The organism is Amycolatopsis sp. NPDC054798, from assembly GCF_053611505.1.
In genome coordinates this window covers 41,025-67,219 of sequence record NZ_JBSHAM010000038.1, presented here as the reverse complement: position 1 = coordinate 67,219, position 26,195 = coordinate 41,025, and the positions used below count along the sequence as shown (strand labels likewise).

Annotated in this window: 28 protein-coding genes; 19 read left to right on the top strand and 9 right to left on the bottom strand. The window is 68.3% G+C overall.

The window, feature by feature from the left end:
- The first annotated feature begins 137 nt into the window (after positions 1 to 137).
- The 13 genes from ACWGIC_RS23600 to ACWGIC_RS23540 all read left to right on the top strand — a co-directional run bounded on the left by ACWGIC_RS23600 (position 138) and on the right by ACWGIC_RS23540 (position 12,984).
- Positions 138 to 1,679 carry a dynamin family protein gene (locus ACWGIC_RS23600; protein WP_452078105.1) on the top strand — a complete coding sequence of 514 codons (1,542 nt, stop codon included), beginning with the start codon at positions 138 to 140 and terminating at the stop codon, positions 1,677 to 1,679.
- 32 nt (positions 1,680 to 1,711) lie between these two features.
- Positions 1,712 to 2,305 (top strand): hypothetical protein, encoded by a 594-nt coding sequence (locus tag ACWGIC_RS23595; RefSeq protein WP_452078104.1) that lies wholly within the window; start codon positions 1,712 to 1,714, stop codon positions 2,303 to 2,305.
- Between the two features lie 174 nt (positions 2,306 to 2,479).
- Entirely contained in the window at positions 2,480 to 2,959 is a 480-nt protein-coding gene (locus ACWGIC_RS23590; protein ID WP_452078103.1) for a YqeB family protein, read from the top strand.
- Positions 2,956 to 3,555: a TetR/AcrR family transcriptional regulator gene (locus tag ACWGIC_RS23585; RefSeq protein WP_452078102.1), complete on the top strand. Its 600-nt coding sequence runs from the start codon at positions 2,956 to 2,958 to the stop codon at positions 3,553 to 3,555. Before ACWGIC_RS23590 ends, ACWGIC_RS23585 begins: the two co-directional genes overlap by 4 nt.
- A 69-nt stretch (positions 3,556 to 3,624) precedes the next feature.
- Positions 3,625 to 4,089 carry a nucleotide exchange factor GrpE gene (grpE, locus tag ACWGIC_RS23580; RefSeq protein ID WP_452078101.1) on the top strand — a complete coding sequence of 155 codons (465 nt, stop codon included), beginning with the start codon at positions 3,625 to 3,627 and terminating at the stop codon, positions 4,087 to 4,089.
- A complete protein-coding gene (locus ACWGIC_RS23575) occupies positions 4,086 to 5,912 on the top strand; it encodes a dynamin family protein (RefSeq protein WP_452078100.1) in 1,827 nt (608 codons plus the stop codon). The genes grpE and ACWGIC_RS23575 overlap by 4 nt, the downstream gene beginning before the upstream one ends.
- Before the next feature lie 7 nt (positions 5,913 to 5,919).
- Positions 5,920 to 6,474, top strand: a complete 555-nt coding sequence (locus ACWGIC_RS23570; RefSeq protein ID WP_452078099.1) for a hypothetical protein — start codon at positions 5,920 to 5,922, stop codon at positions 6,472 to 6,474.
- Between the two features lie 101 nt (positions 6,475 to 6,575).
- Positions 6,576 to 7,283, top strand: a complete 708-nt coding sequence (locus ACWGIC_RS23565) for a hypothetical protein (protein WP_452078098.1) — start codon at positions 6,576 to 6,578, stop codon at positions 7,281 to 7,283.
- Positions 7,284 to 7,694: 411 nt separating this feature from the next.
- Positions 7,695 to 9,515 (top strand): phosphoenolpyruvate carboxykinase (GTP), encoded by a 1,821-nt coding sequence (locus tag ACWGIC_RS23560; protein ID WP_452078097.1) that lies wholly within the window; start codon positions 7,695 to 7,697, stop codon positions 9,513 to 9,515.
- Positions 9,516 to 9,610: 95 nt separating this feature from the next.
- The gene (locus ACWGIC_RS23555) at positions 9,611 to 10,498 is read left to right on the top strand and encodes a TIGR03621 family F420-dependent LLM class oxidoreductase (RefSeq protein ID WP_452078096.1); all 888 of its coding nucleotides are present in this window, start codon (positions 9,611 to 9,613) and stop codon (positions 10,496 to 10,498) included.
- Positions 10,495 to 11,100 (top strand): ABC transporter ATP-binding protein, encoded by a 606-nt coding sequence (locus ACWGIC_RS23550; RefSeq protein ID WP_452078118.1) that lies wholly within the window; start codon positions 10,495 to 10,497, stop codon positions 11,098 to 11,100. The genes ACWGIC_RS23555 and ACWGIC_RS23550 overlap by 4 nt, the downstream gene beginning before the upstream one ends.
- Complete coding sequence (locus ACWGIC_RS23545; protein WP_452078095.1) at positions 11,094 to 12,362, top strand: DUF6297 family protein; 1,269 nt, start codon at positions 11,094 to 11,096, stop codon at positions 12,360 to 12,362. Before ACWGIC_RS23550 ends, ACWGIC_RS23545 begins: the two co-directional genes overlap by 7 nt.
- Before the next feature lie 46 nt (positions 12,363 to 12,408).
- Positions 12,409 to 12,984, top strand: coding sequence for an EndoU domain-containing protein (locus ACWGIC_RS23540; RefSeq protein ID WP_452078094.1), 576 nt, complete (start codon positions 12,409 to 12,411; stop codon positions 12,982 to 12,984).
- Positions 12,985 to 12,988: 4 nt separating this feature from the next.
- Here ACWGIC_RS23540 and ACWGIC_RS23535 read toward each other — a convergent pair whose 3' ends face one another.
- A complete protein-coding gene (locus ACWGIC_RS23535; protein WP_452078093.1) occupies positions 12,989 to 13,702 on the bottom strand; it encodes an SDR family oxidoreductase in 714 nt (237 codons plus the stop codon).
- Between the two features lie 75 nt (positions 13,703 to 13,777).
- On the opposite strand from ACWGIC_RS23535, the gene ACWGIC_RS23530 reads away from it, so the two are divergent.
- A complete protein-coding gene (locus ACWGIC_RS23530; RefSeq protein WP_452078092.1) occupies positions 13,778 to 14,611 on the top strand; it encodes a LysR family transcriptional regulator in 834 nt (277 codons plus the stop codon).
- Positions 14,612 to 14,757: 146 nt separating this feature from the next.
- Here the strand turns inward: ACWGIC_RS23530 and ACWGIC_RS23525 are convergent, their stop codons facing one another.
- Positions 14,758 to 15,027, bottom strand: a complete 270-nt coding sequence (locus tag ACWGIC_RS23525) for a helix-turn-helix domain-containing protein (protein ID WP_452078091.1) — start codon at positions 15,025 to 15,027, stop codon at positions 14,758 to 14,760.
- Between the two features lie 304 nt (positions 15,028 to 15,331).
- Between ACWGIC_RS23525 and ACWGIC_RS23520 the strand changes: the two genes are divergently transcribed.
- On the top strand, positions 15,332 to 15,610 hold the full coding sequence (locus ACWGIC_RS23520) for a DUF3311 domain-containing protein (protein ID WP_452078090.1): 279 nt from the start codon (positions 15,332 to 15,334) through the stop codon (positions 15,608 to 15,610).
- Positions 15,607 to 17,271 carry a monocarboxylate uptake permease MctP gene (gene mctP / locus ACWGIC_RS23515; RefSeq protein ID WP_452078089.1) on the top strand — a complete coding sequence of 555 codons (1,665 nt, stop codon included), beginning with the start codon at positions 15,607 to 15,609 and terminating at the stop codon, positions 17,269 to 17,271. Before ACWGIC_RS23520 ends, mctP begins: the two co-directional genes overlap by 4 nt.
- A 4-nt stretch (positions 17,272 to 17,275) precedes the next feature.
- On the opposite strand, the gene ACWGIC_RS23510 is transcribed toward mctP, so the two are convergent.
- Positions 17,276 to 17,929, bottom strand: coding sequence for a hypothetical protein (locus ACWGIC_RS23510; protein WP_452078088.1), 654 nt, complete (start codon positions 17,927 to 17,929; stop codon positions 17,276 to 17,278).
- A gap of 249 nt (positions 17,930 to 18,178) precedes the next feature.
- Here ACWGIC_RS23510 and ACWGIC_RS23505 point away from each other — a divergent pair, with 249 nt between their 5' ends.
- A complete protein-coding gene (locus tag ACWGIC_RS23505) occupies positions 18,179 to 18,754 on the top strand; it encodes a peroxidase-related enzyme (RefSeq protein WP_452078087.1) in 576 nt (191 codons plus the stop codon).
- Here the strand turns inward: ACWGIC_RS23505 and ACWGIC_RS23500 are convergent.
- The 5 genes from ACWGIC_RS23500 to ACWGIC_RS23480 form a co-directional block, all read right to left on the bottom strand.
- Positions 18,742 to 19,029, bottom strand: a complete 288-nt coding sequence (locus tag ACWGIC_RS23500) for a hypothetical protein (RefSeq protein ID WP_452078086.1) — start codon at positions 19,027 to 19,029, stop codon at positions 18,742 to 18,744. The genes ACWGIC_RS23505 and ACWGIC_RS23500 overlap by 13 nt on opposite strands.
- Positions 19,030 to 19,998 (bottom strand): bifunctional helix-turn-helix transcriptional regulator/GNAT family N-acetyltransferase, encoded by a 969-nt coding sequence (locus ACWGIC_RS23495; protein ID WP_452078085.1) that lies wholly within the window; start codon positions 19,996 to 19,998, stop codon positions 19,030 to 19,032.
- A gap of 225 nt (positions 19,999 to 20,223) precedes the next feature.
- The gene (locus ACWGIC_RS23490; RefSeq protein WP_162836041.1) at positions 20,224 to 20,373 is read right to left on the bottom strand and encodes a hypothetical protein; all 150 of its coding nucleotides are present in this window, start codon (positions 20,371 to 20,373) and stop codon (positions 20,224 to 20,226) included.
- A gap of 257 nt (positions 20,374 to 20,630) precedes the next feature.
- Positions 20,631 to 21,821, bottom strand: a complete 1,191-nt coding sequence (locus ACWGIC_RS23485; protein ID WP_452078084.1) for an AAA family ATPase — start codon at positions 21,819 to 21,821, stop codon at positions 20,631 to 20,633.
- Between the two features lie 130 nt (positions 21,822 to 21,951).
- Positions 21,952 to 22,710, bottom strand: coding sequence for a MerR family transcriptional regulator (locus ACWGIC_RS23480; RefSeq protein ID WP_452078083.1), 759 nt, complete (start codon positions 22,708 to 22,710; stop codon positions 21,952 to 21,954).
- A gap of 186 nt (positions 22,711 to 22,896) precedes the next feature.
- On the opposite strand from ACWGIC_RS23480, the gene ACWGIC_RS23475 reads away from it, so the two are divergent.
- Entirely contained in the window at positions 22,897 to 23,403 is a 507-nt protein-coding gene (locus tag ACWGIC_RS23475) for a DoxX family protein (protein ID WP_452078082.1), read from the top strand.
- A 72-nt stretch (positions 23,404 to 23,475) separates the two neighbouring features.
- On the opposite strand, the gene ACWGIC_RS23470 is transcribed toward ACWGIC_RS23475, so the two are convergent.
- Entirely contained in the window at positions 23,476 to 24,765 is a 1,290-nt protein-coding gene (locus tag ACWGIC_RS23470) for an acetyl-CoA C-acetyltransferase (RefSeq protein WP_452078081.1), read from the bottom strand.
- 95 nt (positions 24,766 to 24,860) lie between these two features.
- Here ACWGIC_RS23470 and ACWGIC_RS23465 point away from each other — a divergent pair, with 95 nt between their 5' ends.
- Positions 24,861 to 26,195 carry a 3-oxoacyl-ACP reductase gene (locus ACWGIC_RS23465; protein ID WP_452078080.1) on the top strand — a complete coding sequence of 445 codons (1,335 nt, stop codon included), beginning with the start codon at positions 24,861 to 24,863 and terminating at the stop codon, positions 26,193 to 26,195.

Here is a 26,195-nt window from a genome sequence, read left to right as displayed (position 1 = left end):
GTCGCACGTTTCAACAGTAGGTCGCGCCGCCGACTGCCGCGTCGGTCGCGGGTAGCACCTTCGGTGCGACCGAAGGATGACCGGCATGCGACGATTCCTGCTCGGGTGAGCGAACGAGCCGGAAGGGGGCCGGGGCGGTGACAGCGGCGGAACGGGGACGACTCGCCGGTCCACTGTCCGCGTCGGTGGCGGAGCTGTGCCACCGGCTGCGGTCCCAGGTGTCCCCGCGCACGGCCGCCGGGTTCGCCGAGGTGCTGCGCAGACTGGGCGCGCCGTTGCAGGTCGCGGTCGCCGGGCGGATCAAATCGGGCAAGTCGACGCTGGTCAACGCCTTGATCGGGCGGCTCGTCGCGCCCACCGACGTCGGCGAGTGCACGCGGCTGGTCACGCGGTTCCAGTACGGCACCGTCGACCGGGTCGAGGTGGTGTTCCTCGACGGCCGCAAGCAGGTGCTGCCCTTCGCCGCGGACGGGTCGATCCCGGCCGAGCTCGGCGTCGACATCACTGAGGTCTCGCACCTCGAGGCGTACCTGACCAACGCGGTGCTGCAGGACATGACGGTGATCGACACCCCTGGTCTCGGCTCGCTCGACGCGGCGTCGGTGTCGCGGACCGAACAGCTGCTGGGCGCGGCCGAGCAGGACGAGGGTTCCGACGACCTCGACGACACCTCGCGCAACGCCGTCGCGGGCGCGGAGGCTGTGCTTTACGTCGTGACCCAGGGCGTGCGCGCGGACGATCAGCAGGCGCTTGCCGCGTTCACCGCCGCGACCGCGAGCCGGGAAGCGGGACCGGTCAACGCGATCGCCGTGTTGAACAAGGCGGACACGGTCGTCGCGGAATCTGTCGAAGGCTCCGGTGGGGACGTCTGGAAGGCCGCGCAATTGCTCGCCGAGAAGCAGGCCGCGACGCTGAAGCCGCGCGTCGCGGACGTGCTGCCGGTGATCGGCCTGATCGCCGAATCGGCCGAGTCCGGCGGTTTCACCTCCGCCGACGCCGAAGCGCTCGGCCAGCTCGCCGCGCTCGACGACGACATCCTCGAAACGATGCTCATCGCGGCCGACATCTTCACCAGCTGGGAATGCGCCGTCCCGACCGGGATCCGGTTGCGGCTGCTGGAGAAACTCGACCTCTTCGGAATCCGCTGCGCGGTCGACGCGATCCGCGCGGAACCGGAGATCACCGCGGGAGCGTTGCGCCGCAAGCTTCTCGACATCTCCGGGCTCGACGCGGTCCGCCGCCGTCTTTCGATCGTTTTCGCCGCGCGCGCGGACGGGATCAAGGCCGCTGCCGCGCTGGCGTCGGTGACCGCGCTGGCGCACGCGTCCGGCGATCCGGCCGAACGGCAGCGCGTGCACGACGCGATCGAGGTGCTGCTGGCCCGTCCGGAAGCGCATCAGCTGCGGTTGCTGGAAGCGTTGACGCTCGTCGCTTCGGGTGCGGTCGAGATGCCGGAAGACCTGGCAGAAGAGGTGTTGCGGGTGGGAAGCAACGCCGACATCGGCGCGCAGCTCGGCCTTCCCGGGGCCCCGCGGCCGGAGCTGGCGGCGCACGCGCTGGAACGCGCTGGCTGGTGGCGTTCGTTCGCGTCCTTCGGCGCGACTCCGGCGCAAAGCCGCGTGGCCCACGTCGTGCACCGAGCCTATTTCCTGATCTGGCAACAGATTCGCGAACAGTAAACAACTCGTCCGCGACGCGTAGGCTGAATGTCGTGCGGCTGGAGGACACCACCTCGTGGCGGGTTTACTGGGGGAGCGACCACGACGTCGACGTGGCGTTGTTCCTCCGGGACGTGCTCGCGCTCTCGGTCGCCGACGGCCAGCTGCTGCCGCCGGTGGAACCCGCGGTGCCGGTGCATGTCCCGCCCGCTCTCGACCGCGCGGCGGTGCAAGCGCAGTGGGAACCGTGGTGGAACGGCCTGCTGACGTTCCTGCGCGAACGCGGTTCAGCGCGCACCCGCCGGAAAAGCCCAGCTCCCGGCGACGGTTCGGCGATCGACCTCGCGGCCCAGCACTTCGCCCCGGCCGCGGCTGAACACTTCGCCGCGGCACGCCGTCCGGTCTCGTCGGGCTTCCACCGCCGCCAGATCCTCGCGAGCGAACGGATCGGCAGGCTCGTCCGCGAAACCGAGGTCGAGCTGGGCCGCCGCGCGCGGCCGTTCCGGCTGACGGTGCTGGAGATCCCGGTCGCGGGCCGGGTGTGGCTGCGGACGGCGGAACACCAGCTGCTGGTGTCGTCGCAGCTGGCCGCGGACGTCCCGGCGCTGGACGAGGCGATGCGCTCGCTGATCCACGAACTCGCCTGACCCTCCCCCGCCAGCGGCTCCCCCAATGTGGCATTGGGTGCGTTGGACGCACCGAACGCCACATTGGGTGCGTTGGATGCACCCAATGCCACATTGGGGCGCTAGCGGTCTCGACCAGGGGACTTGCGTACCCCTGCATTGATAAACCGAGTACTCGGTCTAATATTGCGCACCATGGAGACAGTGGTCGACGAACCGGCGTGGGTGCGCCGCGGGTCCTGGCTGGCCTGTCCGGTCGGCGGGGCGCTGCTGGGCTGGGGCGTGCAGGCGCTCGCCGACTGGATCACGTCGCTGGCCTGGTTCCCTATGCAGGGGCCGTTCCGGTTGCTGCTCCAGGTCCCGCAGCCGTGGCGGCTGATCGGTGCGGTCGTGGTCGGCGTGCTACTGGGGGTGGCGTTCGCCTGGTTCTGGGGGTGGGACCGGCTGATCGTCACGGTCTCCCCCACCCGCGTCACCCTCGAACGACGGGAGCGGCGCCGGAGGATCGACACTCCCCTCACCGCGGTGTTCGTCGATGACGGCAAGCTCGTGCTGCTCGGCGAAGAAGACCGGGAGATCGCCCGGGAGAAGACGGATTTGCCGCGCCGTCAGCTGGCCGAGGCGTTCACCGCGCACGGCCGTCCGTGGCTCGACGAACCGCCGCCCGAACGATGAGGACCGTCGATCCCGAGAAGTACGCGGTGAAAAAACGCGCGATCCTCGACGCCGCAGCCGGTTGCTTCGCCCGCAACGGTTTCGAAAAGACCTCCACCGCGGACATCTGCCGCGCGGCCGGGATCAGCTCCGGCAGCCTGTTCCACTACTTCCCCAGCAAGCGCGCGGTCTTCACCGGCATTTTCGAGGCGGACACCGCCGACAACGAGGAACTGCTCGCCGCCGCGGTGGAAATGGCCGACCCGTGGGAAGGCGTGCTCGCCGTGGTCGAGCGGATGACTGCGGCGCTCGTGCTGCCCGGCGTCGTGCGGCTGATCCTCGAAGCGGCCGCGCAAGCCGCGCGCGATCCGGAGTTCAATGAGCTGATCCGCAGCAACGACGACCTCATGCGGGTCGGTCTCGTGGGCTTGATCGAGCGCGGCGTCCGGACCGGCCGGCTCTCCCCCATGCTGTCCCCGTCCGACGCGGGCAACTGGGTCGTCGCGCTGGTCGACGCGCTGCTGTCCCGCGCGAGTCTCGATCCCGATCTGGACGTCGAGCACGAGCAGGACGTGCTGCGGCAGTTGCTGACGCGGATTCTCGGCCCGTCTGAGTGATCCGCCCCCGCCGCGCGCCGCGTTGCCGCAAACTGGTGAAATCACCCGGACGACCAGGGGAGGGTCTAGATGGCGTGGTTCGGCCACGAGGAACCCGCCGACGCGGCCGAAGCGCCGACCGGCGAGATCAGCGCGGACGCCCTCGCGCGGATCATCGCCGAGGCGGACGGAACCGCCGCCGCGGCGGATGCGTCGGATCCCGATGTGGACCTCGTAGCTGCCCCGGGTGACCTCGAACGCGCGCTTTCCGACCGGCAGGCGCTTATCCAGCTCTGCCTGTACGCGCTGGACCGCGCCCGCAGCAGCGGCGTCGTGGAACGGCTCGAACACGGGCTCGCCGCCATCGGCGTCACCGCGTTGCGCGCTGAGGGCGAACGGTTCGATCCGGCGCGGCACGAGGCTGGCGGCGCGGTGCCGACCGACAATCCGGAGCTGGAAGGCATCGTCGCGGAGACCGAGGTTGTCGGATTCGCCGACCAGGAACGGCTGTTGCGCGCGCCGATCGTCACCGTCTACGCGAAGCGGGCGCAGTGACCGCACCGACGCTTCCCGCTCAGGTCCAGGCCGCTCGCGAACAGCTGCTCGGCGTCGTCCGCGAGGCTGATCCACAGGCCGCAAAGTGGGTCGAAGACCAGCGCAAGGCCCGTTCGGAGAAACCGTCCGTGGTGGTCGTCGGCGAGACGAACCGCGGGAAGAGTTCGCTGGTCAACGCCCTGCTCGCGACCCCGGGACTGTCCCCTGTGGACGCTGACGTGGCCACCGCGACCTACCTCGTTTTCGAGCACGCGCAGCAGTGGGGCGCACAGGCCTGCTACCCCGGTCAGCTGGCCTCGGTGCCGTTCGACCTGACGCAGCTGGTCGACTGGGTGTCCGCCTCGCACGAGCTGCCGCCGGGACAGCTGCCGCCGCGCTACGTCGAGGTCTCCGGCCCGGTCCCGCTGCTGGAACGGCTGACCCTGGTCGACACCCCGGGCGTCGGCGGGCTCGATTCGCTGCACGGCGAGCTGGCCAAGGAAGCCGCCGCGGGCGCGACCGCGCTGGTGTTCGTGGTCGACGCGTCGGCCCCGTTCACCTCCACTGAGCTGCAGTTCCTGCGCGAGGTCGCGGACCGCGTCGAGACGGTCGTCTTCGTGCTGGCCAAAACCGACGCGTTCCGCGGCTGGCGCGAGATCCTGGAAGCCGACCGGCAACTGCTCGCCGAACACGCGCCGCGCTTCGCCGACGCGGTCTTCCACCCGGTGTCGGCGCGCGTGTTCGAGAGCGCGGCGAAAGCACCGAACGAGCAGGTCGCCGCCATGCTGCGGGAGAAGTCCGGCATCGCGTCGGTGCAGGTCGCGCTGCAGGAACTGCTGGTCGGCCGGTCGATGATGCTCAAGGAAGCCAACACGCTCCGCGCGCTGTCGAGCGCGCTGGCCGGGATCAAGGCGAAGCTGCAGGCCGAAAGCCGGGCCCTGTCGGCAGGCGAAGCCGAGGCCGAACAACTCCGTGCCCGCCGCGACGATCTCCAGTCCCAGCGCCGCACTTCCACGCGCGGCTGGCAACTGCGGTTGCGCGGCGAAATCCAGCGCACGCGCGTGGAGATCGGCCACGAGAGCAGCCGTGAAATGCGTGAGGCCCAAACGCATTTCCGGCAACGCATCGACGCGGCGAAACGCGACGAACTGGCCGCGCTGCCCCAGGAAGTCGACATCGCGCTGCAGACCGCGTCGCAGCGGGTGTCGATGCTGCTGTCGCAACGGCTGAACCAGGTCACGAACACGGCGCTGTCCGAGCTGTTCTCGGCCGAGGAACTCGACGTGATCCGCGCCCAGTTCGCGCGTGCCGGCGGTCCGCCGGTCGTGCTGCGCCCGCCGGACAAGAAACCGCCGACCGCCGAAGACAAACTGCTGGTGTTCATGGGCATTTCCGGCGGCGTCGGCGCGGGAAAGATCGCCGCGCTGCCACTGGCCGGGGTCGCGATCCTCAACCCGGTCGTGCTGCCCGCGACGATCGTGATCGGCCTCGGCGCGGGCTGGTGGATGGCGCGCACCCGCAAGCACGCCTCGGACAAACAGCACCTCAAGCAATGGCTGGTCGAAGCCATCGCCGACGCCCGCTCGACGCTCGACCAGCTGATCGCCGAACAGCTCATCGAGGCCGAACAGCAGCTGTCGCTCGCCCTCGACGAGGCGCTGGGCCGCCGCATCGAGGCGATCGAGGCGGAGCTGAAGGAGGTGGACCAGACGATCAAGATGAGCGCGCAGGAGCGGGCGAAGAAGATCGCGATCGTCTCGAAACGCCTCAAGGACGTCACCGAGGGCCACACTCGCGCCGAAACTCTCCTTTCCCGCATTCGCATGGTGCGCGATCGGGCATGATCGGCCGGTGACGTACGGACCTGGATCTCCGCCGCCCGGACCGCAACCGCCGCAGTGGGGAGCACCGCCGCCGGCTCCGCAATGGGGCGGGCCTCCGCCGCGGCAATGGCAGCCGCCGAAGAAGCGCCGCCGGACCGGGTTGATCGTCGGCATTTGCCTGGGTGCGGTGGTGCTGCTCGCCGGCGGTGGCGTCGCCGTCTTCGTCGTCGCGACCGACGACAGCGTCGAAGTGCACCGGCCGGCTGGCGGTCCCGAGGTCGTCGTCCAGGCTTATGTCGACGCGGTCAACAAGCGCGATCCGATCGGCCTGCAGAACGTGAACTGCCACGCGTCCACCGAGTACCCGGCGACCCGGGCGGTCGAGCGCTTCGATCAGGACCACGTCCGGATCCGTCTCGGCAAGCCGGCCACCGGACCCGGCGACGGAGCGTTTTTCGAGGTCGAGGTCTCGCGCGACGCACATCCGCCGACGACCACCCGGCTGGACTTGAACCGCGAGGAAGCCGGGACCTGGTGCGTTTCCGTCACCGGCGGCGGCCTTCCGGTCAACCTGCCGCCGTGAGCAGGTGATCGGCTTGTGGACGGGAACCGAACCGGCCTAACGTGAGTCATACCGAGCGAAGAAACCAGCGGCAGACCCGGCGCAATAAGGGGGACCAACCCATGTGGGTCGACGAAAGCGGCGGCACTGACGCGACCGGCCACGAGGCCTTGACCGTCCACGTCGACGGCCAGGAGTACCAGGCCGAGGTCAACTACGACACCGACCACGACGGGGTCTCCGACACCGCGGTCGTCGAGCACGACGACGGCACCGCGCAGGCGTTCGCCGACACCGACCACGACGGCGTCGCCGACCACTACGCGGTGCTCGACTCCACCGGGCACGTCGTGGACCAGGCGGTTTACGACGAGCAGAGCGGCAGCTGGGTCGAATCCGGCCACGGCCAGTCCGGCTCCGACGGCACCGATTCGCATTCGCAGGACACCTCGACCACCGGGCACATCCACGCCGACCTGCCGGACGGCAACGTCGACGCCGGGGTCGCCACCATCGACACCGACCACGACGGGCACAACGACACCGCGGTGGTCGAGACGAAGTCCGGCGGCACGATCGCCTTCACCGACACCAACGGCGACGGCCAGGCCGACGTCGCGGTACAGGTCGGCGCGGACGGCTCCACCCACACCTTCGAGCACACCGGCCAGGGCCAGTGGACCGAGGCCGACGGCGCGAGCCACGCGCTCGATTCGACGGCCGCGGCCGACCCCGGCAGCGATTCGGCCTGGGGCGGCGAAGGCGCCCAGCTGCTCAGCGGCGTGGCGAAGATCGACCACGGAACCGGGCAGTGGATCAGCCCCAACTGAGCCCTCGGTAACTGACGTCACACGAACGGGTCCGGCCGCGCGCCGGGCCCGTTCTTCGTTTCCGGGACCGGCGGCGTCCGGCGGAGTCCGGCGGCACAGCAGCAAGATCAGGACCGATCAGCCCAGCTCCCGGCATCGGGCACGAATGCGACGCGGGCCACGCGGAAAGATTTTCGGCACTGGCCCGTTCCGGTGAAACTGAATCGATTCCCTTATCGTTCTTGTGAGAGAACCGACAGGTCAGCTCTCGGTTACCTGCCGTCCATCCGGCTACAGTCGGGGAATCCCAAAACCCGCACACCGGTCTTCCGCCGGTGTGCGAAGCCATTCGGTCGCCGGCAACGAAGCCCGCACCAAGAACACTGTCGTTCGCGGTGTGGGCTCTTTTGTCGTCGGAAGTCAGGAGTAGAGATGACCGCAGTCGCCATCCCCGGACTGGACACAGCGCCGACGACGCACAGTGGCGTGCTGTCCTGGGTCCGGGAGGTCGCCGAGCTGACCACCCCGGACCGCGTGGTGTGGGTCGACGGGTCTGACGAGGAAGCCGCCCGGATCAACCAGGAGCTGGTCGACGCCGGCACCTTCGTGAAGCTGGACGCGAAGCCGAACTCCTACTGGGCCACCTCGGACCCCGGCGACGTCGCGCGGGTCGAGGACCGCACCTTCATCTGTTCGAAGGAAGAGAAGGACGCGGGCCCGACGAACAACTGGGTCGACCCGGCCGAGATGAAGGCCACCATGACGGAGCTGTACCGCGGCTGCATGGCCGGGCGCACGATGTACGTCATCCCGTTCTGCATGGGTCCGCTCGGCGACGAAAACCCCAAGCTGGGCATCGAAATCACCGACTTCGCCTACGTCGTCGCGTCGATGCGCGTGATGACCCGCGCCGGCAAGGCCGCGCTGGACAAGTTCGTCAAGCCGGACGGCACCGAGGCCGAGTTCGTGCCCGCGCTGCACTCGGTCGGCAAGCCGCTGGCCCCTGGCGAGAAGGACGTCGCCTGGCCGTGCAACGAGACCAAGTACATCTCGCACTTCCCGGAGGAGCGGCTGATCTGGAGCTACGGCTCTGGCTACGGCGGCAACTCGTTGCTGGGCAAGAAGTGCTACTCGCTGCGCATCGGCTCGGTGATCGCCCGTGACGAGGGCTGGCTCGCCGAGCACATGCTGATCCTCAAGCTGATCTCGCCCGAAGACAAGGTCCACTACGTCGCGGCGGCGTTCCCGAGCGCCTGCGGCAAGACCAACCTCGCCATGCTGCAGCCGACCATTCCCGGTTGGCGCGCGGAGACCCTCGGCGACGACATCGCGTGGATGCGGTTCGGCGAGGACGGCAGGCTGTACGCGGTGAACCCGGAATTCGGGTTCTTCGGCGTCGCGCCGGGCACCGACAACCACACGAACCCGAACGCCATGCGCACCATCGAGAAGGGCAACACGGTCTTCACGAACGTGGCGCTCACCGACGACGGCGACGTGTGGTGGGAGGGCATGGAGAACAAGCCCGCGCACGCCACCTCGTGGAAGCACCAGGACTGGACGCCCGACTCCGAGGAGAAGGCCGCCCACCCGAACTCGCGCTACTGCGTGCCGATGTCGCAGTGCCCGATCCTCGCGCCGGAGTGGGACGACCCGAAGGGCGTGCCGATCTCGGCGATCCTGTTCGGCGGACGGCGCAAGACGACGGTGCCGCTGGTGAACCAGGCCCGCGACTGGCAGCACGGCGTGTTCATGGGCGCGACCATGTCGTCGGAGACCACCGCCGCGGCGGTCGGCGCGGTCGGCAACGTGCGCCGCGACCCGATGGCGATGCTGCCGTTCCTCGGCTACCACGCCGGCGACTACTTCAAGCACTGGCTGGACCTCGGCAAGAACGCCGACGCGAACAAGCTGCCGAAGATCTTCTACGTCAACTGGTTCCGCCGCGGCGACGACGGCCGTTTCCTGTGGCCGGGCTTCAGCGAGAACTCGCGCGTGCTCAAGTGGGTGCTCGAGCGCGTCGAGGGCAAGGGCAACGCGGTCGAGACGCCGATCGGTTTCGTGCCGAACGCCCAGGACCTCGACCTCGAGGGGCTGTCCGAGCCGGTCGAGGACATCCAGGCCGCGCTGGAGGTGCGCAACGAGGAGTGGCGCGAGGAACTGCCGCTCATCGAGGAGTGGTTCGCGAAGATCGGCGAGGTGCCGTCCTCGCTGCGCGACGAGCTTGACGCGTTGGCCCAGCGGCTCGGCTGAGCTTCCCAGCCAAGGTCCGTGAAGGACTCCTTGAGGGAATCTGATTCCCTCAAGGAGTCCTTCACGGCGTTGGGGAGGGCGGTAGCGTGGGCCGCATGGATGGGGAGAAGACTTTCCGCTTCGGCGTGAACCTGGTGCGGCCCGGCTCGCGCGACGAGTGGATCGCGAAGTGCCGCCGGGTCGAGGAACTCGGCTACGACGTGCTGAGTGTTGCTGATCACCTCGGCATCGCGCCGCCGTTTCCCGCGCTCGTGCTGGCCGGTGCCGTCACCGAACGCGTGCGGCTCAACACCTTCGTGCTCAACGCGCCGTTCTACAACCCGGTGCTGCTCGCGCGCGAGGTCGCGGGCACGGACCAATTCGTGTCCGGACGGCTCGAACTCGGCCTCGGGGCCGGATATGTGAAAGAAGAGTTCGAAGCGGCCGGAATGCCGTTTCCCAGTGCGGGCGCGCGGGTTGATCACCTCGAACGCACAATCAAGGAATTTCAGCGGCTGTACGCGGATCCGGAATACGCGCCGAAACCGGTGCGGCCCGGCGGTCCCCCGCTGATGATCGGCGGACGCGGGGACCGGCTGCTGTCGCTCGCCGCCGAGCACGCGGCGACGATTGCCTTCAGCGGCATGGCAAAGGTGCGCGACGGGGCACCGCTGGCACTGGCGACGGCGGACGCGGTCGAAGAGCGCACCCGGTTTGTCTCCGCTCAGCTCGCCGGACGCGATGCCGAATTCAACCTGCTCGTGCAATTGGTTCAGATCACTGATGATCGTGCCGGTGCGCTGCGGGAAATCCATGCGAGCGTTGGCGATACGCTCACGCTTGACGAGCTCGCCGAAGTCCCCACGGTACTGGTCGGCACCGTCGAGGAAATCGCTGAGCAGCTGATCGCGCACCGCGCTCGCTTCGGCTTCAGCTATTTCACGGTTCTGGAGCCGAACCTCGAAGCGCTGGCCCCGGTGGTGGAGTTGCTGTGTCGCCGATAGTGGACGCGCGCGGGCTCGGCGTGAAAGCCGGTGACCTGTGGCTGTTGGAAGATCTCGATTTCTCGGTGGACCCAGGCGAATGCGCGGTGCTCGTCGGGCCCAACGGCGTCGGCAAATCCACGCTGATGCGGTGTCTGTACGGAATGCAGGAACCGCAGCGAGGCCGGGTGCTCATCGACGGCGCGAAGCCGGACGAGCGCAGTGTTTCCTTCCGCCGCAAGGTGTCTGTGCTCTTCGATGATTCCGACTTCTTCGCCGAGCTCACCCCGACGCAGCATCTGGAGCTGCTTTCCGGCTCGTTCGGCGAAGACCTCGGCGATTTCGAAGAACTGCTGGCGGACGCGGGGCTCGCCGAACGCGCTCGCGTCACCGCCGGGCATTTCTCGGCTGGACAGCGTCGCCGGTTGCTGCTGTTGGGCGTCACCGCGCGGCCGCACCGAGTGCTGTTGCTGGACGAGCCCGAACGCGCGCTCGACACCGCGGGCAAGGAGTGGCTGGTCGAGCTGATCAAGCGTTCCACCGCGGCCGGTGCGGCGGTTGTCGTTGCCACGCACCATCAACCGTTGCTGGACACCGCAGACAGCGTGCTCGAACTGTGGTGACCCGGTTGCGCGTGCCCGGCCGCAAGCGGTTTGGCGGCATCTTCAGCGGCGACAGCCCCACGTTCGTGCTGATCTTCGGCGTTGGCTTCCTGTTCACCGCGTTCTTCCGCACCGACGCCTGGCATAAAGTCCTTTTCGGACCGTCCGCAGTGGACTACTCGGCAGTGCTCGGCCTGGTCGCGCTGTGCGCCGCGGTCGGCTGGCGAAGCCTGCTCCGGCGTGGTTTCGTCTGGGCCGAACCGGCCGAACTGACCTGGATGGACTTCGCCAAGGTGGACCGCCGCCGCGTCGTCGCGGCTCGGCTGGCGGGCGTGCTCACCGGATTCGTGGTGGTGCTCGGATATCTCGCCGCGCTGATGCTGGCGGTCGGCGGCAGTTCGGTCGACTGGTGGCGCGCCGCCGCCGCTCTCGTCGCCGGCGGCGCGGTCCTCGCGTTCACCACCGCGCGTCGCACCGCGTTCCTTTTCGAAGCCGTTGGGCCGTTGCTCCTCGCGACGGCTGGCGTGGTTGTCGCCGCGATGAAGCTGGACGCGATGGCGGTGCAGTACGTCGGCGCGGCGCTCGCGTTATGCGGTCTGCTGCTGGGTTTCGGCGGCGAAGCAGTCAGCGGTGCCGGGCGCGCGGTGTTGCTCGACGGCTGGAACGCGCGGGTCTTGCGCGCGATGGCGGTGATGTTCCTCGACCCGATGATGATGCTTCCGGAGGCCGCGCCCGCGGGATCGTGGTCGCTGCGCCCGCCCACCGCGTTCCGGCTCGCGTGGGTCGGGATCGTCGGCCGTTCCCGGTACGCGGGCGCGGTTTTGTTAGTGGCTTTCGCGGTAGCCGTCGGCCATGTCGCTGTTCCCACTCTGCCGGGACCGGTGCTCGTCGGGATCGGCGCGTACGTCGCGCTTACTCCTTTCGGGGCCGGTCTTGGCGTGCTGTGGCGGAATCCGGGCCGGCGAAGGTGGCTGGGTTCGTCGTCGTGGGAGCTGGTGCTCGCCCACGGCGTCGCGTTGGCCGCGGTCGGTCTGGTCTGGTGCGCTCTGCTCTCAGTGGCGCTTTTGGCGTTGGGCACCGCGTTTTCGCCGCTCTCGTGGGTGACAGTTGCCCTGGCGGTGCTCTCGGTGTTGCGCACCGTCACCCGACAGCCGGTGGACTACAGCAGCGCGGGTTTCGTCGACACTCCTGCTGGCCCGATGCCAGCAAACCTTATGCGGCAACTGTTCCGCGGTCCGGACCTGCTGGCGGTCGGCATTCTGGCGCTCGCATTACTCGGCTGAACGGCGGAGTCCGGGTTAGGCTCCGTGCCGACGAGAGGAGCCGAAGGTGGGCGGTGGACACGCTTCCGGCATCGGCCGCAGGGCGACGTGCGAATTTCCGCCCGGGTGGAGCGACGCGCAGATCATCGCGGTGGTCAAGGACGTGGCCAACGATCCGGGCGAACCCCGGCGGCAGCAGTACAACGGCCGCTGGCGCTGCGTCGGCGAACGGTACGGCGTGCGCGTGGTCGTCCTGGTCAACGGCGACGGGCACGTGCACACCAGCTATCCGCTGCCGGGCCCCGGCGTGGTCCGGAACCCGGACGCCGCGCGAGACCCGGCGAACCCGACGGTCGACGACCGCGCGGGCAACCGGATCAGCTACTTCGTCGACAGCGTCCTGCGCCTGCTCGGCGCCCGGATGGCGCCGGAAGACCTGGAGCACTACCGCGACCTGCAGTGGTCCGGCGAATGGGAGGAGCTGGCCGACACCATGGCCGCGCACTTCGAGGTCACCGGCATCCAGCTCAACCCGGACGAGTACGCGGATTTCGAGAAGCTGCTGAACTCCTTCGAACTGCCAGTCCGCGACTGCCGCTACCTCAACGACCGCGAACGAGTCCTCGCCGACCTGCGCGGCTGAGGCGTCACCAGGGGACCACCCCGGCGTCGTCGAAGAAACCGCCGCGTGGCCCGTCGTCCGGCAGGGTCGCGAGCTTGACCGCGATCGCCGCGCCCTGTTCAGGCGTCCGCGTTCCGGCGTAACCGTTGAAATCCGTTGCGACGTAACCAGGGCAGGCGGCGTTGACGATGACGTTCGTGTCGGCGAGCACGCGGGCGTACTGCACGGTGATGCTGTTGAGCATCGTCTTCGAGGGCGCGTAGGCGGCGAGGACCGGACCGCTTCGGAGTTCGAGCGAGCCCATGTTGCTGGACATGTTGACGATGCGCGGCGATTTCGCTTCGCGCAGCAGCGGCAGCATCGCGTTCGTGACCCGGACGACGCCGAAGACGTTCGTCTCCAGGACTGTCCGGACGACGTCGAGGTCGAGCGTCGTCGGGTCCTGGGCACCGCCGTCGAACTGGCCGCTGATGCCCGCGTTGTTGATCAGGACGTCGAGCCGTTCGAGGGACTTGGCCGCAGCGGCGACACTGTCGTCGGAGGTGACGTCGAGCGCGACTCCGAACGCGTCGATGCCCGCCGCGCGGAGTTCCCCGACGGCCTTCTCGCGGTTGTTTTCGTTCCGTGCACCCACGGCGACGGTGAAGCCGAGCGAGCCGAGGCCACGGGCGATGGCGAGGCCGATTCCCTTGTTCGCGCCGGTGACCAGCGCGGTTTTCGTGTCGTTCACTCCGTCCATGGTCGGCGCGCGGCCGTTCTTCGGCCAAGATCAATAAGGTCCGCTGTGATACCCGCCAGGTATTACGCTGCAGTGGTGGACGACCTTGAGACCCGCGAACTCCGCTACTTCGCGGCGGTCGCCGAAGAACTGCATTTCGGCCGAGCCGCCGAACGGCTAGGAATCGCTCAGCCGCCGCTCTCGCGCGCGATCGCCCAGCTGGAGCGACGGCTCGGGGTCCAGCTCCTCGACCGAAACCGCCGGGGCGTCGCGCTGACCGAGGCGGGCCGGGTCCTGCTCCGCGAGTCCCGGATCGCCCTCGACGCGGTCGCCGCCGCTGCCCGGCGCACCCGTCGCGCCGGAGATCATCCGCTGGTACTGGCGACCAAAGCCGGAGCGTCGCACGAAATCCTGCAGCGGCTCCTGGCCGCGAGCCCTCCGGTCGAGATCCTGCTGTGCGAGGTCGGCGAACAAGCCGGGCTGCTGCGCGACGGTTCCGCCGACGTCGCGCTCATGCACCGCCCCTACGACGACCTCGCCGGGTTCGACACCGAGGATTTGCACGTCGAGGGCCAGGTCGCGATCCTCCCGGCGGCACATCCGCTCGCCGCCCGGGAAACGCTGACCATGGCCGAGGTCAGCGATGTGCCGGACCTGCCGATGGCCCGCTGGCCCCGCCTCGACGGCAGCTACCCGGACGGTCCCGGCCCGGAAGTGCGCACCCAGTCGAAACTCGCCCAGCTGGTCGCGCTCGGCCGGACGCTGCTGGTGATCCCGGCGTCCAGCCGGGCTTGGCAGTGGCCGGAACACGTCGCGATCCCGGTCGTCGACGCCCCGGACGTCACCACGGTAATCGGCTGGCCGCCGAACAGCCGATCACTGGCGGTAGCCGCGTTCGTCCGCGCCGCGGTCGCGTCGGTTGCCGGGTGAGCACCGGCTGTCAGCCGCGACTTGTCCACACTTGTCCACAGGCAGCCCGTGGTTGCCCGATCTGCTGGCCGCTGCTGCCCTCGGCGGCCGGATCCGGAGCCTCTGCCCCGCCGTCCCGCCGGACTGCCCGATCGCGCCGCGAACCGTCAGCTGGCCTGCGAAAACGCCGCCGGGTCGCCGTTGCAGGCGACCCGCAGCCGGTCCAGCGGCATGCCCACCGCGTCGGCGATCGCCGCGACCGTGAAGAACGCGGGCGTCGGGATCCGGCCGGTCTCGATTTTTCGCAGGGTTTCGACCGAAATGCCCGCTTCCGCGGCCACGTCGACCATGCTGCGGCTGGCCCGGGCGGCGCGCAGCACCAGGCCGAGCCGCTCGCCACGGGAGCGTTCTTCGTCGGTGAGGGGCACGCGGACCATGCCGTTCAGTTTAGCCACAGAGTTGTCCACTGCCTGTGGATAACTCTGTGCACAAGCTGCCGAACTTCGTGGACAACCGCCGGTCAGCACAAGTTCTTGGGGCATTCGGCGCGGCCCGGCCCCGCCGATAGGGGTAGCGAACGGCCCACTGGGACCGCGCGGGAGCGGGTTGTCCCCGAGGTTGTCCACACCCTGGAACGTGTTCGTAGTGCTGATCGAATCGATATCGAAGTCGTATGACGGCGGGATGAGGGCGGTCTAGGGTCAGGCGGTCGCGTGTCACGTAAGTGTTAGGTGAGGTTCGATGTCCACTGCCAAACCGGGCGGTCGGGTGCGCGGGTTCCAGTTCAGTGCCTGGAACCTGCTGTTGCTGATCCCGTTGCTGATCCTGGTCACGCCGCTGTTCAACTTCGACGAGCCGCGGCTGTTCGGTCTTCCGTTCTTCTACTGGTTCCAGCTGGCGTTCGTCCTGCTGGGCGTGCTGTGCACCGGGATCGTCTACCTGGCGACCAAGGACAAACCGCGCAACCAGGGCCGGGACGAGCTGAGCGTCGACGACTTGGACGAGGGGGACGCCCGATGAGCAACATTCAGTGGGTCGAACTGATCGTCTTCGCGTTCCTGTTCGTCGTGGTCACCGTGCTCGGCTTCGTCGCCTCGCGGTGGAAGGCCGGCGGCAGCCTCGACCACCTCGACGAATGGGGGCTCGGCGGCCGCAAGTTCGGCTCGTGGATCACCTGGTTCCTGCTCGGCGGCGACCTCTACACGGCGTATACCTTCGTCGCCGTGCCCGCGCTCGTGTTCAGCGCCGGCGCGCTCGGCCTGTACGCGCTGCCCTACACGATCGTCGTGTACCCGATCGTCCTGCTGCCCGCGCTGCGCATGTGGTCGGTCAGCCGTTCGCGCGGCTACGTGACCCCCGCCGACTTCGTCCGCGGCCGCTTCGGTTCGCCGACGCTCGCGTTGCTGGTGGCGATCACCGGCATCGTCGCGACCATGCCCTACATCGCGCTGCAGCTGGTCGGCCTCGAAGCCGTGCTGCGCACGATGGGCATCAACGGTTCCGGCATCGTCGGGCACCTGCCGCTGCTGGTCGCGTTCGTCATCCTGGCGCTCTACACGTATCAGTCCGGCCTGCGGGCACCCGCGCTGATCGCGTTCGTCAAGGACATCTTGATCTACATCGTGATCATCGTGGCGGTCCTCTACCTGCCCTCGAAGCTCGGCGGCTGGGACCACATTTTCTCCACCGCCAAGGAAACGCTCGCCAAGCCGAACCCGAACACCGGCAAGCCGGCCGGTTCGATCCTGCTGACCTCGAGCAACCAGCTGCAGTACGCGACGCTGGCGCTCGGTTCGGCGCTGGCGCTGTTCCTGTACCCGCACTCGCTCACGAGCGTGCTCGCCTCGCGCGGCCGCAACGTGATCAAGCGGAACATGGTGGCGTTGCCGGCCTACTCGTTCGTGCTGGGCCTGCTGGCGCTGCTGGGTTATGTCGCGATCTCGGCGGGCGTCAAACCGCTGAAGAACGCGGCGACCGGAAAGCCGGACGGCAACACGATCGTCCCGCTGCTGTTCGACTCGCAGTTCACGAGCTGGTTCGCCGGCATCGCTTTCGCCGCGATCGGCATCGGCGCGCTGGTGCCCGCCGCGATCATGTCGATCGCCGCGGCGAACCTGTGGACCCGCAACATTTACAAGGAGTACATCCGCAAGGACGCGACGCCGAAGCAGGAGGCGAAGCAGGCCAAACTGGCGTCGCTGGTGGTCAAGCTCGGCGCGGTGCTGGTGATCATCCTGATCGACCCGCAGTTCTCCATCGATTTGCAGCTGATCGGCGGCGTGCTGATCCTGCAAACGCTGCCCGCGGTGGCGATCGCCCTGTACACCCGCTGGTTCCACAAGGCGGGCCTGATCGCAGGATGGATCGTCGGCATGGGCTGGGGCCTGATCATGCTGTACGGCATTCCCAACCCGGCCAACGGAAAACTCCACTTCGGCGGTTCCGCACTGGCGATGGGCAACCTGTCGGTCTTCGGCTGGCACCCCTTCCGCGGCACCGGTCTCGCGGTGGTGCAGATCTACCCCGGTTTCGTGGCCCTGATCGCGAACATCGTGGTGGCCGCGGTGGTTTCGGTCATCGCACGGGCACTGAAGTGGAGCCCGGGCAACGACGAAACCGCGCCCGAGGACTACCACGCCGACGAACACGACAAGGACCTGCGCCCGATCGGCGCGCACTGAGTCCTTAGTGGACGGAAGCCCCCGCGTCGTTGTCCGGCGCGGGGGCTTCTTCTGTTTTGCCGATCATTGCCTTCGCGACGAGGTAGAGCACCACTGCGTTGAGCAGATGCCAGAGGAAATGCGTGCCTGCTGGGAAATCTCCGCAGATCACTCCGTCGATGCTCCGGAAAGCCAGCGACAACGCGAAGATCGCGGTGGCCATGGTGAAGTGGAGCCAGTACGAGTCGCGCTTGACCGCCAATGCGATGGCGAACGCCGCGAGTCCGGCGAGTGCTGGGAGGTATAGCCCGCCGCCGAGTGCCGCCGACGCACCAGTGATGGCCAGGAACGTCGGTGCTCCTAGCCAGGACCACTTTGCTTTCGCTTGAAAGAAGACTCTGGGAAATGCTGCCGCGTAGAACAGGGTGAAGATCAGGATGGCCGCGGAGTCGGCGACTGCTCCCCAGCGCGTGGCGACCAGGTGAAAGACGCTGCTGGCAAGGAAGATCAACCCGGTGAGGGCGGCGAGGATCCGCCCGGTGCGCTGTCCGCCGGCCCGCCACCAGACCATCCCGGCGGCGACGAGGAAGGCGAGGTTGGCCAGGTCGTTGAGCGGCTCTCCCCAGAGTCCGGGCGCGGTGCGCTCGCAGTAACCGTCCACGTACGCGGTCCAGTTCACGGGGGTAAGCAAACCGCTTCCGGGTGAACGGGGTGCATCCGGGGTCAGTTGGTTTGGGTGAGCCGGGCCCGCCGTCTTCCCCAGGATCGCCGAGAGTCCGTCCGTCTGGTAAGCCGTGAAAGATCGACCTGCTGCGAAAAATTGCTTCAGTGATACGCGCACAACACATCGGCGATCATCTGCCGCAGCCGACCATCCGCATGGTCCTGCCCAAGCCGCTCCCGCGCCGAGCAGGTTAGCGTGGAACCCATGACCAACCCCGTGAGCCGGTTCCCCGTGACGGAACTCGAAGACCTCCCCGACGATCTCCGCGAGCGCATCGGCACTATCGCGGAGAAATCCGGCTTCACGCCGAACATCTTCCGCGCGCTAGGCCACCGCCCCGCCGAACTCCGGGCCTTCCTCGACTATCACGACGCGCTCATGGAACGCGACGGCGGACTCACCAAAGCCGAACGCGAACTCGTCGTAGTAGCCACCTCCGGCGCGAACCACTGCACCTACTGCATCGTCGCGCACGGAGCGATCCTGCGAATCCGCGCGAAGGACCCCGAACTCTCCGACCAGGTAGCGACCAACCCGTGGCAGGTCGAACTCGACGAACGCGGCCGCGCGATCGTCGACCTCGCGCTGGCGTTGTCCCACGATTCCGCGTTGTTCGGCGAAGGCGATCTGACGATGGCGCGCGAGGCGGGGCTGACCGAGGACGAGATCTGGGACGTCGGCGCGATCACCGCGTTGTTCGCGATGTCGAACCGGCTCGCGCATCTGACCGCGCTCAAGCCGAATCCGGAGTTTTACTCGATGGGCCGTCAGAAGCGGTAGAACGGTCCGGGCAGGTCGCGGCTCAGTTCGAACCGGTTGCGCAGCCAGCCGCGCAGCCGGTGCATCGGTTTCGTCCACACTCGCGGCGCGGGCCCGAAATACCGCGGGTCCGCGTGCGGGGTGAACGCGTCGCCGGTCAGGATGACTGCGTCGTGGCCCAGCGGGCAGTGGCCGGACACCGAGATCACGCCGCGCGTCAGGTTTTCGACCCAGTCGACCTCGTCGACGCCCAGCAGCGTGCGGCGATCGCACACAGCGCAGTACAGGACGAACATCTACAACTCCTGCCGCCAGGTTTCGCCGGTTACGAGGGGGCCGAACGCGTCCGTCTCGTCCTTGCCGACAAGTTCGAAACCGGCGCTGCGGTAGATCCCGCGTGCGGCGGCGAGCAGCGACAGCGTCCACAGTTCCATCGCGCGGTACCCCTGCGCGCGGGCGAATTCGACGCACTCGCGCACCAGACGTTTGCCGACGCCGTGTCCGCGGGCGGCGGGTTCCAGCAGGAGCAGCCGCAGCTTCGCGGTGCCTTCCTCGTCGCCGGGAGTGCAGAAAATACTGCCGGCCCGTTCGCCGTCGAGTTCGGCGATCCAGCCGGCCTGGCGCGGGTCGTCGCGGCGTTCGGCGAAATCGGCGACCACGCGCGCGACCATGGCTTCGAAGCGTTCGTCGAGGCCGTACTCCTCGGCGTACAGCGCGCCGTGCCGATGCACCACCCAGCCAAGGTCGCCCGGGCGCGGGGCGCGCACGGTGACCGCCGGTTCCGGCGACGATTCGCCGACGAGTGCGGTGATGGTCCCCATCGCATCGAGCAGACGGCGCTGGTCGGCGTCCGCGAACTGGTCGAGGAGGCTGCCGATCTGGCTGGCCGAACGGTGGTCGAGATCGGCGAAGGCGGCGTGCCCTTCGGCGGTGAGCGTGACGAGCTGGCGGCGCGCGTCGTCCGCGCAGCGTTCGCGGGTGACGAGCCCGCGGGCTTCCAGCCTGCCGAGCAGCCTGCTCGCGTAGCCGCCGTCCAGCGCCAGCCGTTTGCGCAGATCGGTGACCTGCAGCCGGTCCTGCTGGGCGAGTTCGAACAGCACGCGTGCTTCGCTCAGCGAGTATTCGGCGTCGGCCGGTCCCTCGTCGAGGACGCCGATCACGCCGGTGTAGAGCCGGTTGAAAGCGCGAACCGTGGCGACTCGTTCGGTGAGGACGGAATCCGGCACGGGGACCACCTTGACTCGATCGTTGACTGAGTCAAGCATCTCCCCCGCTGCCCGTCCAGAGCAAGCGAATTCCCCCGGCAGGGGACGCGGGAGGCGGAAATGGTCCAGACATATGGAAACCCCGTGATGCTGCCAGGTCGGGGGTCCGCCAGCATCACGGGGTCGTAGTGGGTATCGACGCGGCTCTCCGCGGTGTTACACCCAGGATTCGCTGTGGTCTAGATCACTCACGTGAGTGACACACCAACAGGTTGGTTGTGCAGGTCAGCGCATGAACGGCTGACGCGCCTGGGCGAGGGCGATGAGCTCCTGCCGGACCGTCGAGGTGGCCGCGGTGTCGATCGCCCGGTTCAGCGCCCGGCGAGTGCGAGCCTCGGCGCGGCGGGCACGGAGCTTGGCGGCGATGTTGCTCATGGTCTTCTGCATCCCCTTCGGAGGTCTTCGGTGGCTGTGTCTCTAGTATGCACCTTTTTTCACAAGGAAGCCAACGAATCTACGGTGACATGGGGCACTTGCCGAAGAATCATCGGCAGTCTCCTGAAGTTCACCGGACAGATCACGTGTTGGCGGTCACAAGTCGCTAACGCGCTAACACCCTCTACGTATATCTAGCAAAATCGCTATAAATAGCTAGGCAGCCGGATAGACCGGTAGCGAGGGGAAGATCCGGCTCAGTCCCGGCCGAGCAGGTAGTGCCCGAAGTGCGGCACGGTGAAGGCGATCTGCCCGCGTTCGGCGGAGTAGACCAGGCCTTTCTTCATGAGACTGTCCCGCGCTGGCGACAGCGAGGACGGCTTGCGGCCCAGGTAGACGGCCACATCGGCGGTGCCCGCGGCCTCGTCCCGGCCCTGGGTCAGCTCGGCCATCGCGAGCAGGTACTCGCGTTCGGCGGGCGTCGCGCGTTCGTAGCGCGACCCGAAGAACCCGACCGCCAGCTCGGACTCCGCCTCCGGCGCGGCGACCTGCACGTCCTTGACCGTGATCGGGTCGGCGGGCGCGGCGTCCCAGGCGGCTTTGCCGTAGGCCTGGATGAAATACGGATAACCGCCGGACGCGTCGAAGAGCGCGTCGAGCGCCTCCGGTTCGATCCCGGCGTCCTCGCGTTCGATCGGAGCCAGCACGGCGTAGTCAGCGTCCTCGCGGCTGAGCCGGTCGATGCGCGAGTAGCGGAAGAGCCGCTCGGAGTACGACTTCGAGGCCGAAAGCACGGCTGGAACATGCGGCAGTCCAGCCCCGACGACGACCAGCGGCGCGCCGGACTGCGACAGTTCGTGGCAAGCCGCGCACAGCGCCGAAACGTCGTCCGGCTGGAGGTCCTGGATTTCGTCGATCAGCAGCGCGACGCCGGTGCCGACGTCCGCGGCCAGCTCGGCGACGTCGGTGAACAGCTCCACCAGGTCGATCTCGATGTCGCCGGAATCCGCCCGGCCCTGTGCGGCGGGCACGTCGATGCCGGGCTGCCAGCGGTCGCGCAGCTTCGCGTCCGGCTTGTTCGCCTTGAGCGCGAACGCCTTCAGCACCCCGAGCACTTCCTCGACCCGATCCGGTGCGCGATGCCGCACGGCGAGTTCACGGATCGCCCGGTGCAACGCCGCCGACAGCGGACGCCGCAGTTCCGCGTCCGGCCGGGCCTCGATTTTTCCCGCGCCCCACCGGTGGCGGACGGCCATCGACCGCAGCTCCCCCAGCAGCACCGTCTTGCCGACGCCGCGCAGGCCGGTCAGCACGAGACTGCGCTCCGGACGTCCGCGGGCGACGCGTTCGAGCACGACCTCGAACGCCTTCAGCTCCCTTTCCCGGCCAGCCAGCTCCGGCGGCCGCTGCCCGGCACCGGGCGCGAAGGGATTGCGGATGGGGTCCACTCTGTCACCGTATCGAGGTATCTAGCGTGGGCCCGATATTCGCGCATATACAGCTAGTGCGTGTCGTAGAAAGATGGCCGGGTCTGCAGCCCCGTCCATCCTTACCCCCAGCGCACCTTCTGACGGAGCATTAGTCCGTCAGGTTCCGCTCCGCGTAGATCTTCATCGCGTCGCGGATGTACTCGGCCGTGCCGGGGCCGTGCTTCTCGTCGTACGAGCCGTACCGCGGGTCGTCGACATACATCTGCCCGAGACCGGCGAAGTAGCACTTCGAGACGGTCCCCGCAGCGGGTTGCAGCCAGGCGTGCAGCCGTGCGGTGACAGCCTGCGTCTCGTCCGAACCAGCGTCGTAGCCGTCCTTGCGGGCAGCGCCGAACGCCGCCGAGATGTCCAGCTGTTCCTGCTGGAAAGCCTTCTTCTCGTCCTCGGACAGCGACCGCCACCACTGGTCGCCCTTGCGGTAGGCGTCGGCTCCCCAGCGCTGGGTGACCTCTTCCTTGTACTGGGTGTGGTCGAAACCGTCGAACATTTCCTCTGCCATCAGTCGTTCACCTCCCTTCAGTTTTCGCAGCGTGGTCCGCACGGAGTCGATCTGCCGCCCGATCCGCTGCTGTTCCTGCTTCAGCAGCGCCAGGTGCGTTTCGAGGGCCGCCACGCCGTCGCGCTGGCCGTCGAGCACCTCGGCGATCGCGGGCAGGCCCAGACCCAGGTCGCGCAGCAGCAGGATCCGCTGCAACCGGACGAGGGATTTCTCGTCGTAGTAACGGTAGCCGTTGCTGCCGATCCGCGTCGGCGGCAGGAGCCCGACGGCGTCGTAATGCCGCAGGGTCCGGCTCGTCGTGCCCGCGGATCGGGCGATGTCCTGGATCGACCATTCCGTCCTGACCACGGCTTCGACGGTAGAGGTTGACGTAGCGTCAAGGTCAAGTCCGAGAGCCGCTAGAAGTGTCTAGGGGAATCTAGAGTCAGAGCAATATTCGCCTAGGTATCGCTAGCCCGGTTCGGCGAGCAGCGGCGCGGGCAATCCCGGTTGTAGGTTCTTCTTCAAGGGATTACAGACCAGAGAGGCGAGACCGTGATACTGCGCCGGGTGGCACGTCCACTGCTCGCGTCGATCTTCGTGTTCGGTGGCATCGGTGCCCTGCGCGACACCCAGGGCCACGCGAAGGCGGCCGAACCGTTCCTCACCGAGACCTTCGACAAGGTCGAGGGCCTGGTTCCGGATCAGGTCCCGCGCGATCCGGCCACGCTGGTGCGGATCGACGCGGCGGTCAAGATCGGGGCCGGGCTCGCGCTGGCGAGCGGCAAGGCTCCGCGGCTGGCGGCGGTGGCGCTGCTCGGGTCGCTGGTGCCGACGACCCTGTCCGCGCACCGGTTCTGGCAGCTGACCGATCCGGGCGAGAAGCAGGCTCAGCAGATCCAGTTCTTCAAGAACGCGTCGCTGGCCGGCGGCCTGTTGCTGGCCGCGGGCGACACGGCGGGCAAGCCGTCGCTGGGCTGGCGGGCCCGGCGGGCGGCGAAGAAGGCGGGCAAGCGCGCCGACAAACTGGCCAAGCGCGCGGAGAAGTCGCTCACCGACTGACTCGGCTAAACGTCCGTGAAGGGCTCCTTGAGGGAATTAGATTCCTTCAAGGAGCCCTTCACGGACCTTGGCTTACTTCTCCAAGATCGCGGTGACGCCCTGGCCGCCCGCCGCGCAAATGGAGATCAGGCCGCGTCCGGAACCCTTCTCGTTCAGCAGTTTCGCGAGCGTCGCGACGATCCGGCCGCCCGTCGCCGCGAACGGGTGCCCGGCCGCGAGCGAGGAACCGTTCACGTTGAGCTTCGCGCGGTCGATCGAGCCGAGCGGCGCGTCGAGGCCGAGCTTCTCCTTGGCGAACGCCGGGTCCTCCCACGCCTTGAGCGTGGCGAGCACCTGCGACGCGAACGCCTCGTGGATTTCGTAGAAGTCGAAGTCCTGCAACGTCAATCCGGCACGCTCAAGCATCCGCGGCACCGCGTACGCCGGGGCCATCAGCAGACCCTCGTCGCCGTGCACGTAGTCGACCGCGGCGGTCTGGCTGAACGTCAGGTACGCCAGCACCGGCAGCTTGTGCGCCTTCGCCCACTGCTCGGTCGCGAGCAGGACGGTCGACGCGCCGTCGGTCAGCGGCGTCGAGTTGCCCGCCGTCATCGTGCCGTCCGGGCCGCCGTAGACCGGCTTGAGCTTGGCGAGCTTTTCGACCGAGGAGTCCGGGCGGAGGTTCTGGTCGCGCGCGAGCTTGAGGTACGGCGTGACCAGGTCGTCGAAGAAACCGCGGTCGTAGGCGGCGGCGAGGTTGCGGTGGCTGGTCGCGGCCAGTTCGTCCTGCGCCTCGCGGGTGATGTCCCAGACCTGCGCGGTGAGGGCGGCGTGCTCCCCCATGGACAGCCCGGTGCGCGGTTCGGCGTTGCGCGGGATTTCCGGGACGATGTGGCCTGGCCGGATCTTCGCGACGAGCTTGAGCCGGTCGGCGAGCGTCTTCGCCGCGTTGAGCTGCACGAGGATCTGGCGCAGGTTGGCGTTCACCGCCAGCGGGGCGTCACTCGTGGTGTCCACGCCGCCCGCGATCGCCGAATCGATCTCCCCGAGCGCGATCTTGTGGGCGACGTTGATGACTGCCTGCAATCCGGTGCCGCACGCCATCTGCACGTCCGACGCCGGCGTCGCGGGCGAGAGCTTGCTGCCCAGCACGCTTTCGCGGGCGAGGTTGAAGTCCTTGGAGTGCTTGAGCACCGCACCGGCGGCGACCTCGCCGATCACCTCGCCCTGCAGCGAAAACCGGCTGACCAGACCGTCCAGCGCGGCGGTGAACATGTCCTGGTTCGAGGCCCGGGAGTACGGGCCGTTCGACCGCGCGAACGGGATCCGGTTCCCGCCGACGATCGCGACCTTGCGCACCGCGGGGGTTTTCCTGGTCGCCATGGGCCTCCACCTCTCTGAGTCGTCCCTTTCACACTGTAACCTACTAGCGAGTAGGTTAGACTGCGACGTGACGCAGACTGCACGGGAGGCACGTGATGGCGGACAGGTACCAGCAGTTCACGAAGACCCCTCTGGGGAAATTCGTGGTGCCGAAGCTCGGCCTGCCCAACCCCTCGACGTTGCGCCGGTACCGTCCCGGCCAGCCCGCACTCGAGGGTCCCGCACTTCTCGGTGCCGCGCCCGGCGGACGGCTGGAGAAAACGGTCCGGGGGCAGCTCACCGAGGCGGGCATCGAGGTGATCAGCGCGCCGGCCGACAAGCACGCCGCGCTCGTCTTCGACGCCACCGGCGTGAAGGATCCGGGACAGCTGCGTGAGGTCTACCGGTTCTTCCACCCGGTGATCCGCAAGGTGGGTTCATCCGGCCGGGTGGTCGTGCTCGGCACGCCGCCGGAGCTGGCCGACGGCCGTGAGCGGATCGCGCAGCGCGCGCTGGAAGGGTTCGTGCGCTCGGTCGGCAAGGAACTCAAGCGCGGCGCGACGGCGCAGCTGGTGTACGTCGCCGAAGGGGCCGAGGACGCCGCCGAGTCGACGCTGCGGTTCCTGCTGTCGGCGAAGTCGGCGTTCGTGGACGGCCAGGTCATCCGCGTCGGCACGCACGCGACGACCGCGCCCACGCCGGAGAACTGGGAAAAGCCGCTGGACGGCAAGGTCGCGCTGGTCACCGGTGCGTCGCGCGGCATCGGCGAGGCGATTGCCGAAACCCTCGCCCGCGACGGTGCGCACGTGGTCGCGCTGGACATCCCCGCCCAGGGCGGCGACCTGTCCGCCGTGGCCAATCGAATCGGCGGTTCGGCACTGCAGCTGGACATCACCGCCGCTGACGCCCCGGCCAAGCTCGCCGAGTACCTGACCTCGCGGCACGGCGGCGTGGATGTCGTGGTGCACAACGCCGGCATTACCCGCGACAAGACGCTCGGCAACATGACCGAGGGCGGCTGGGATTCGGTGATCGCGGTGAACCTCGCTTCGCAGCTCGCGGTGAACGACAAGCTTCTCGGCGACAAGATTCTGCGCGAAAACGGCCGTATCATCGGGGTTTCGTCGATCGCGGGCATCGCGGGCAACGTCGGTCAGACGAACTACGCGACCTCGAAGGCGGGCGTGATCGGGATGGTGAACGTCGGCGCACCGCAGCTCGCGGAGTACGGCGGCACGATCAACGCGGTCGCGCCCGGGTTCATCGAGACCAAGATGACCGCCGCGGTACCGCTGTTCATCCGCGAAGCTGGCCGGCGGCTGTCCAGCCTCGGCCAGGGCGGACTGCCGGTGGACGTCGCGGAAACCATTGCCTGGTATGCGAATCCGGCGTCGGCGGCGGTCAACGGGAACCTGGTCCGCGTGTGCGGCCAGGCACTGCTGGGGGCGTGA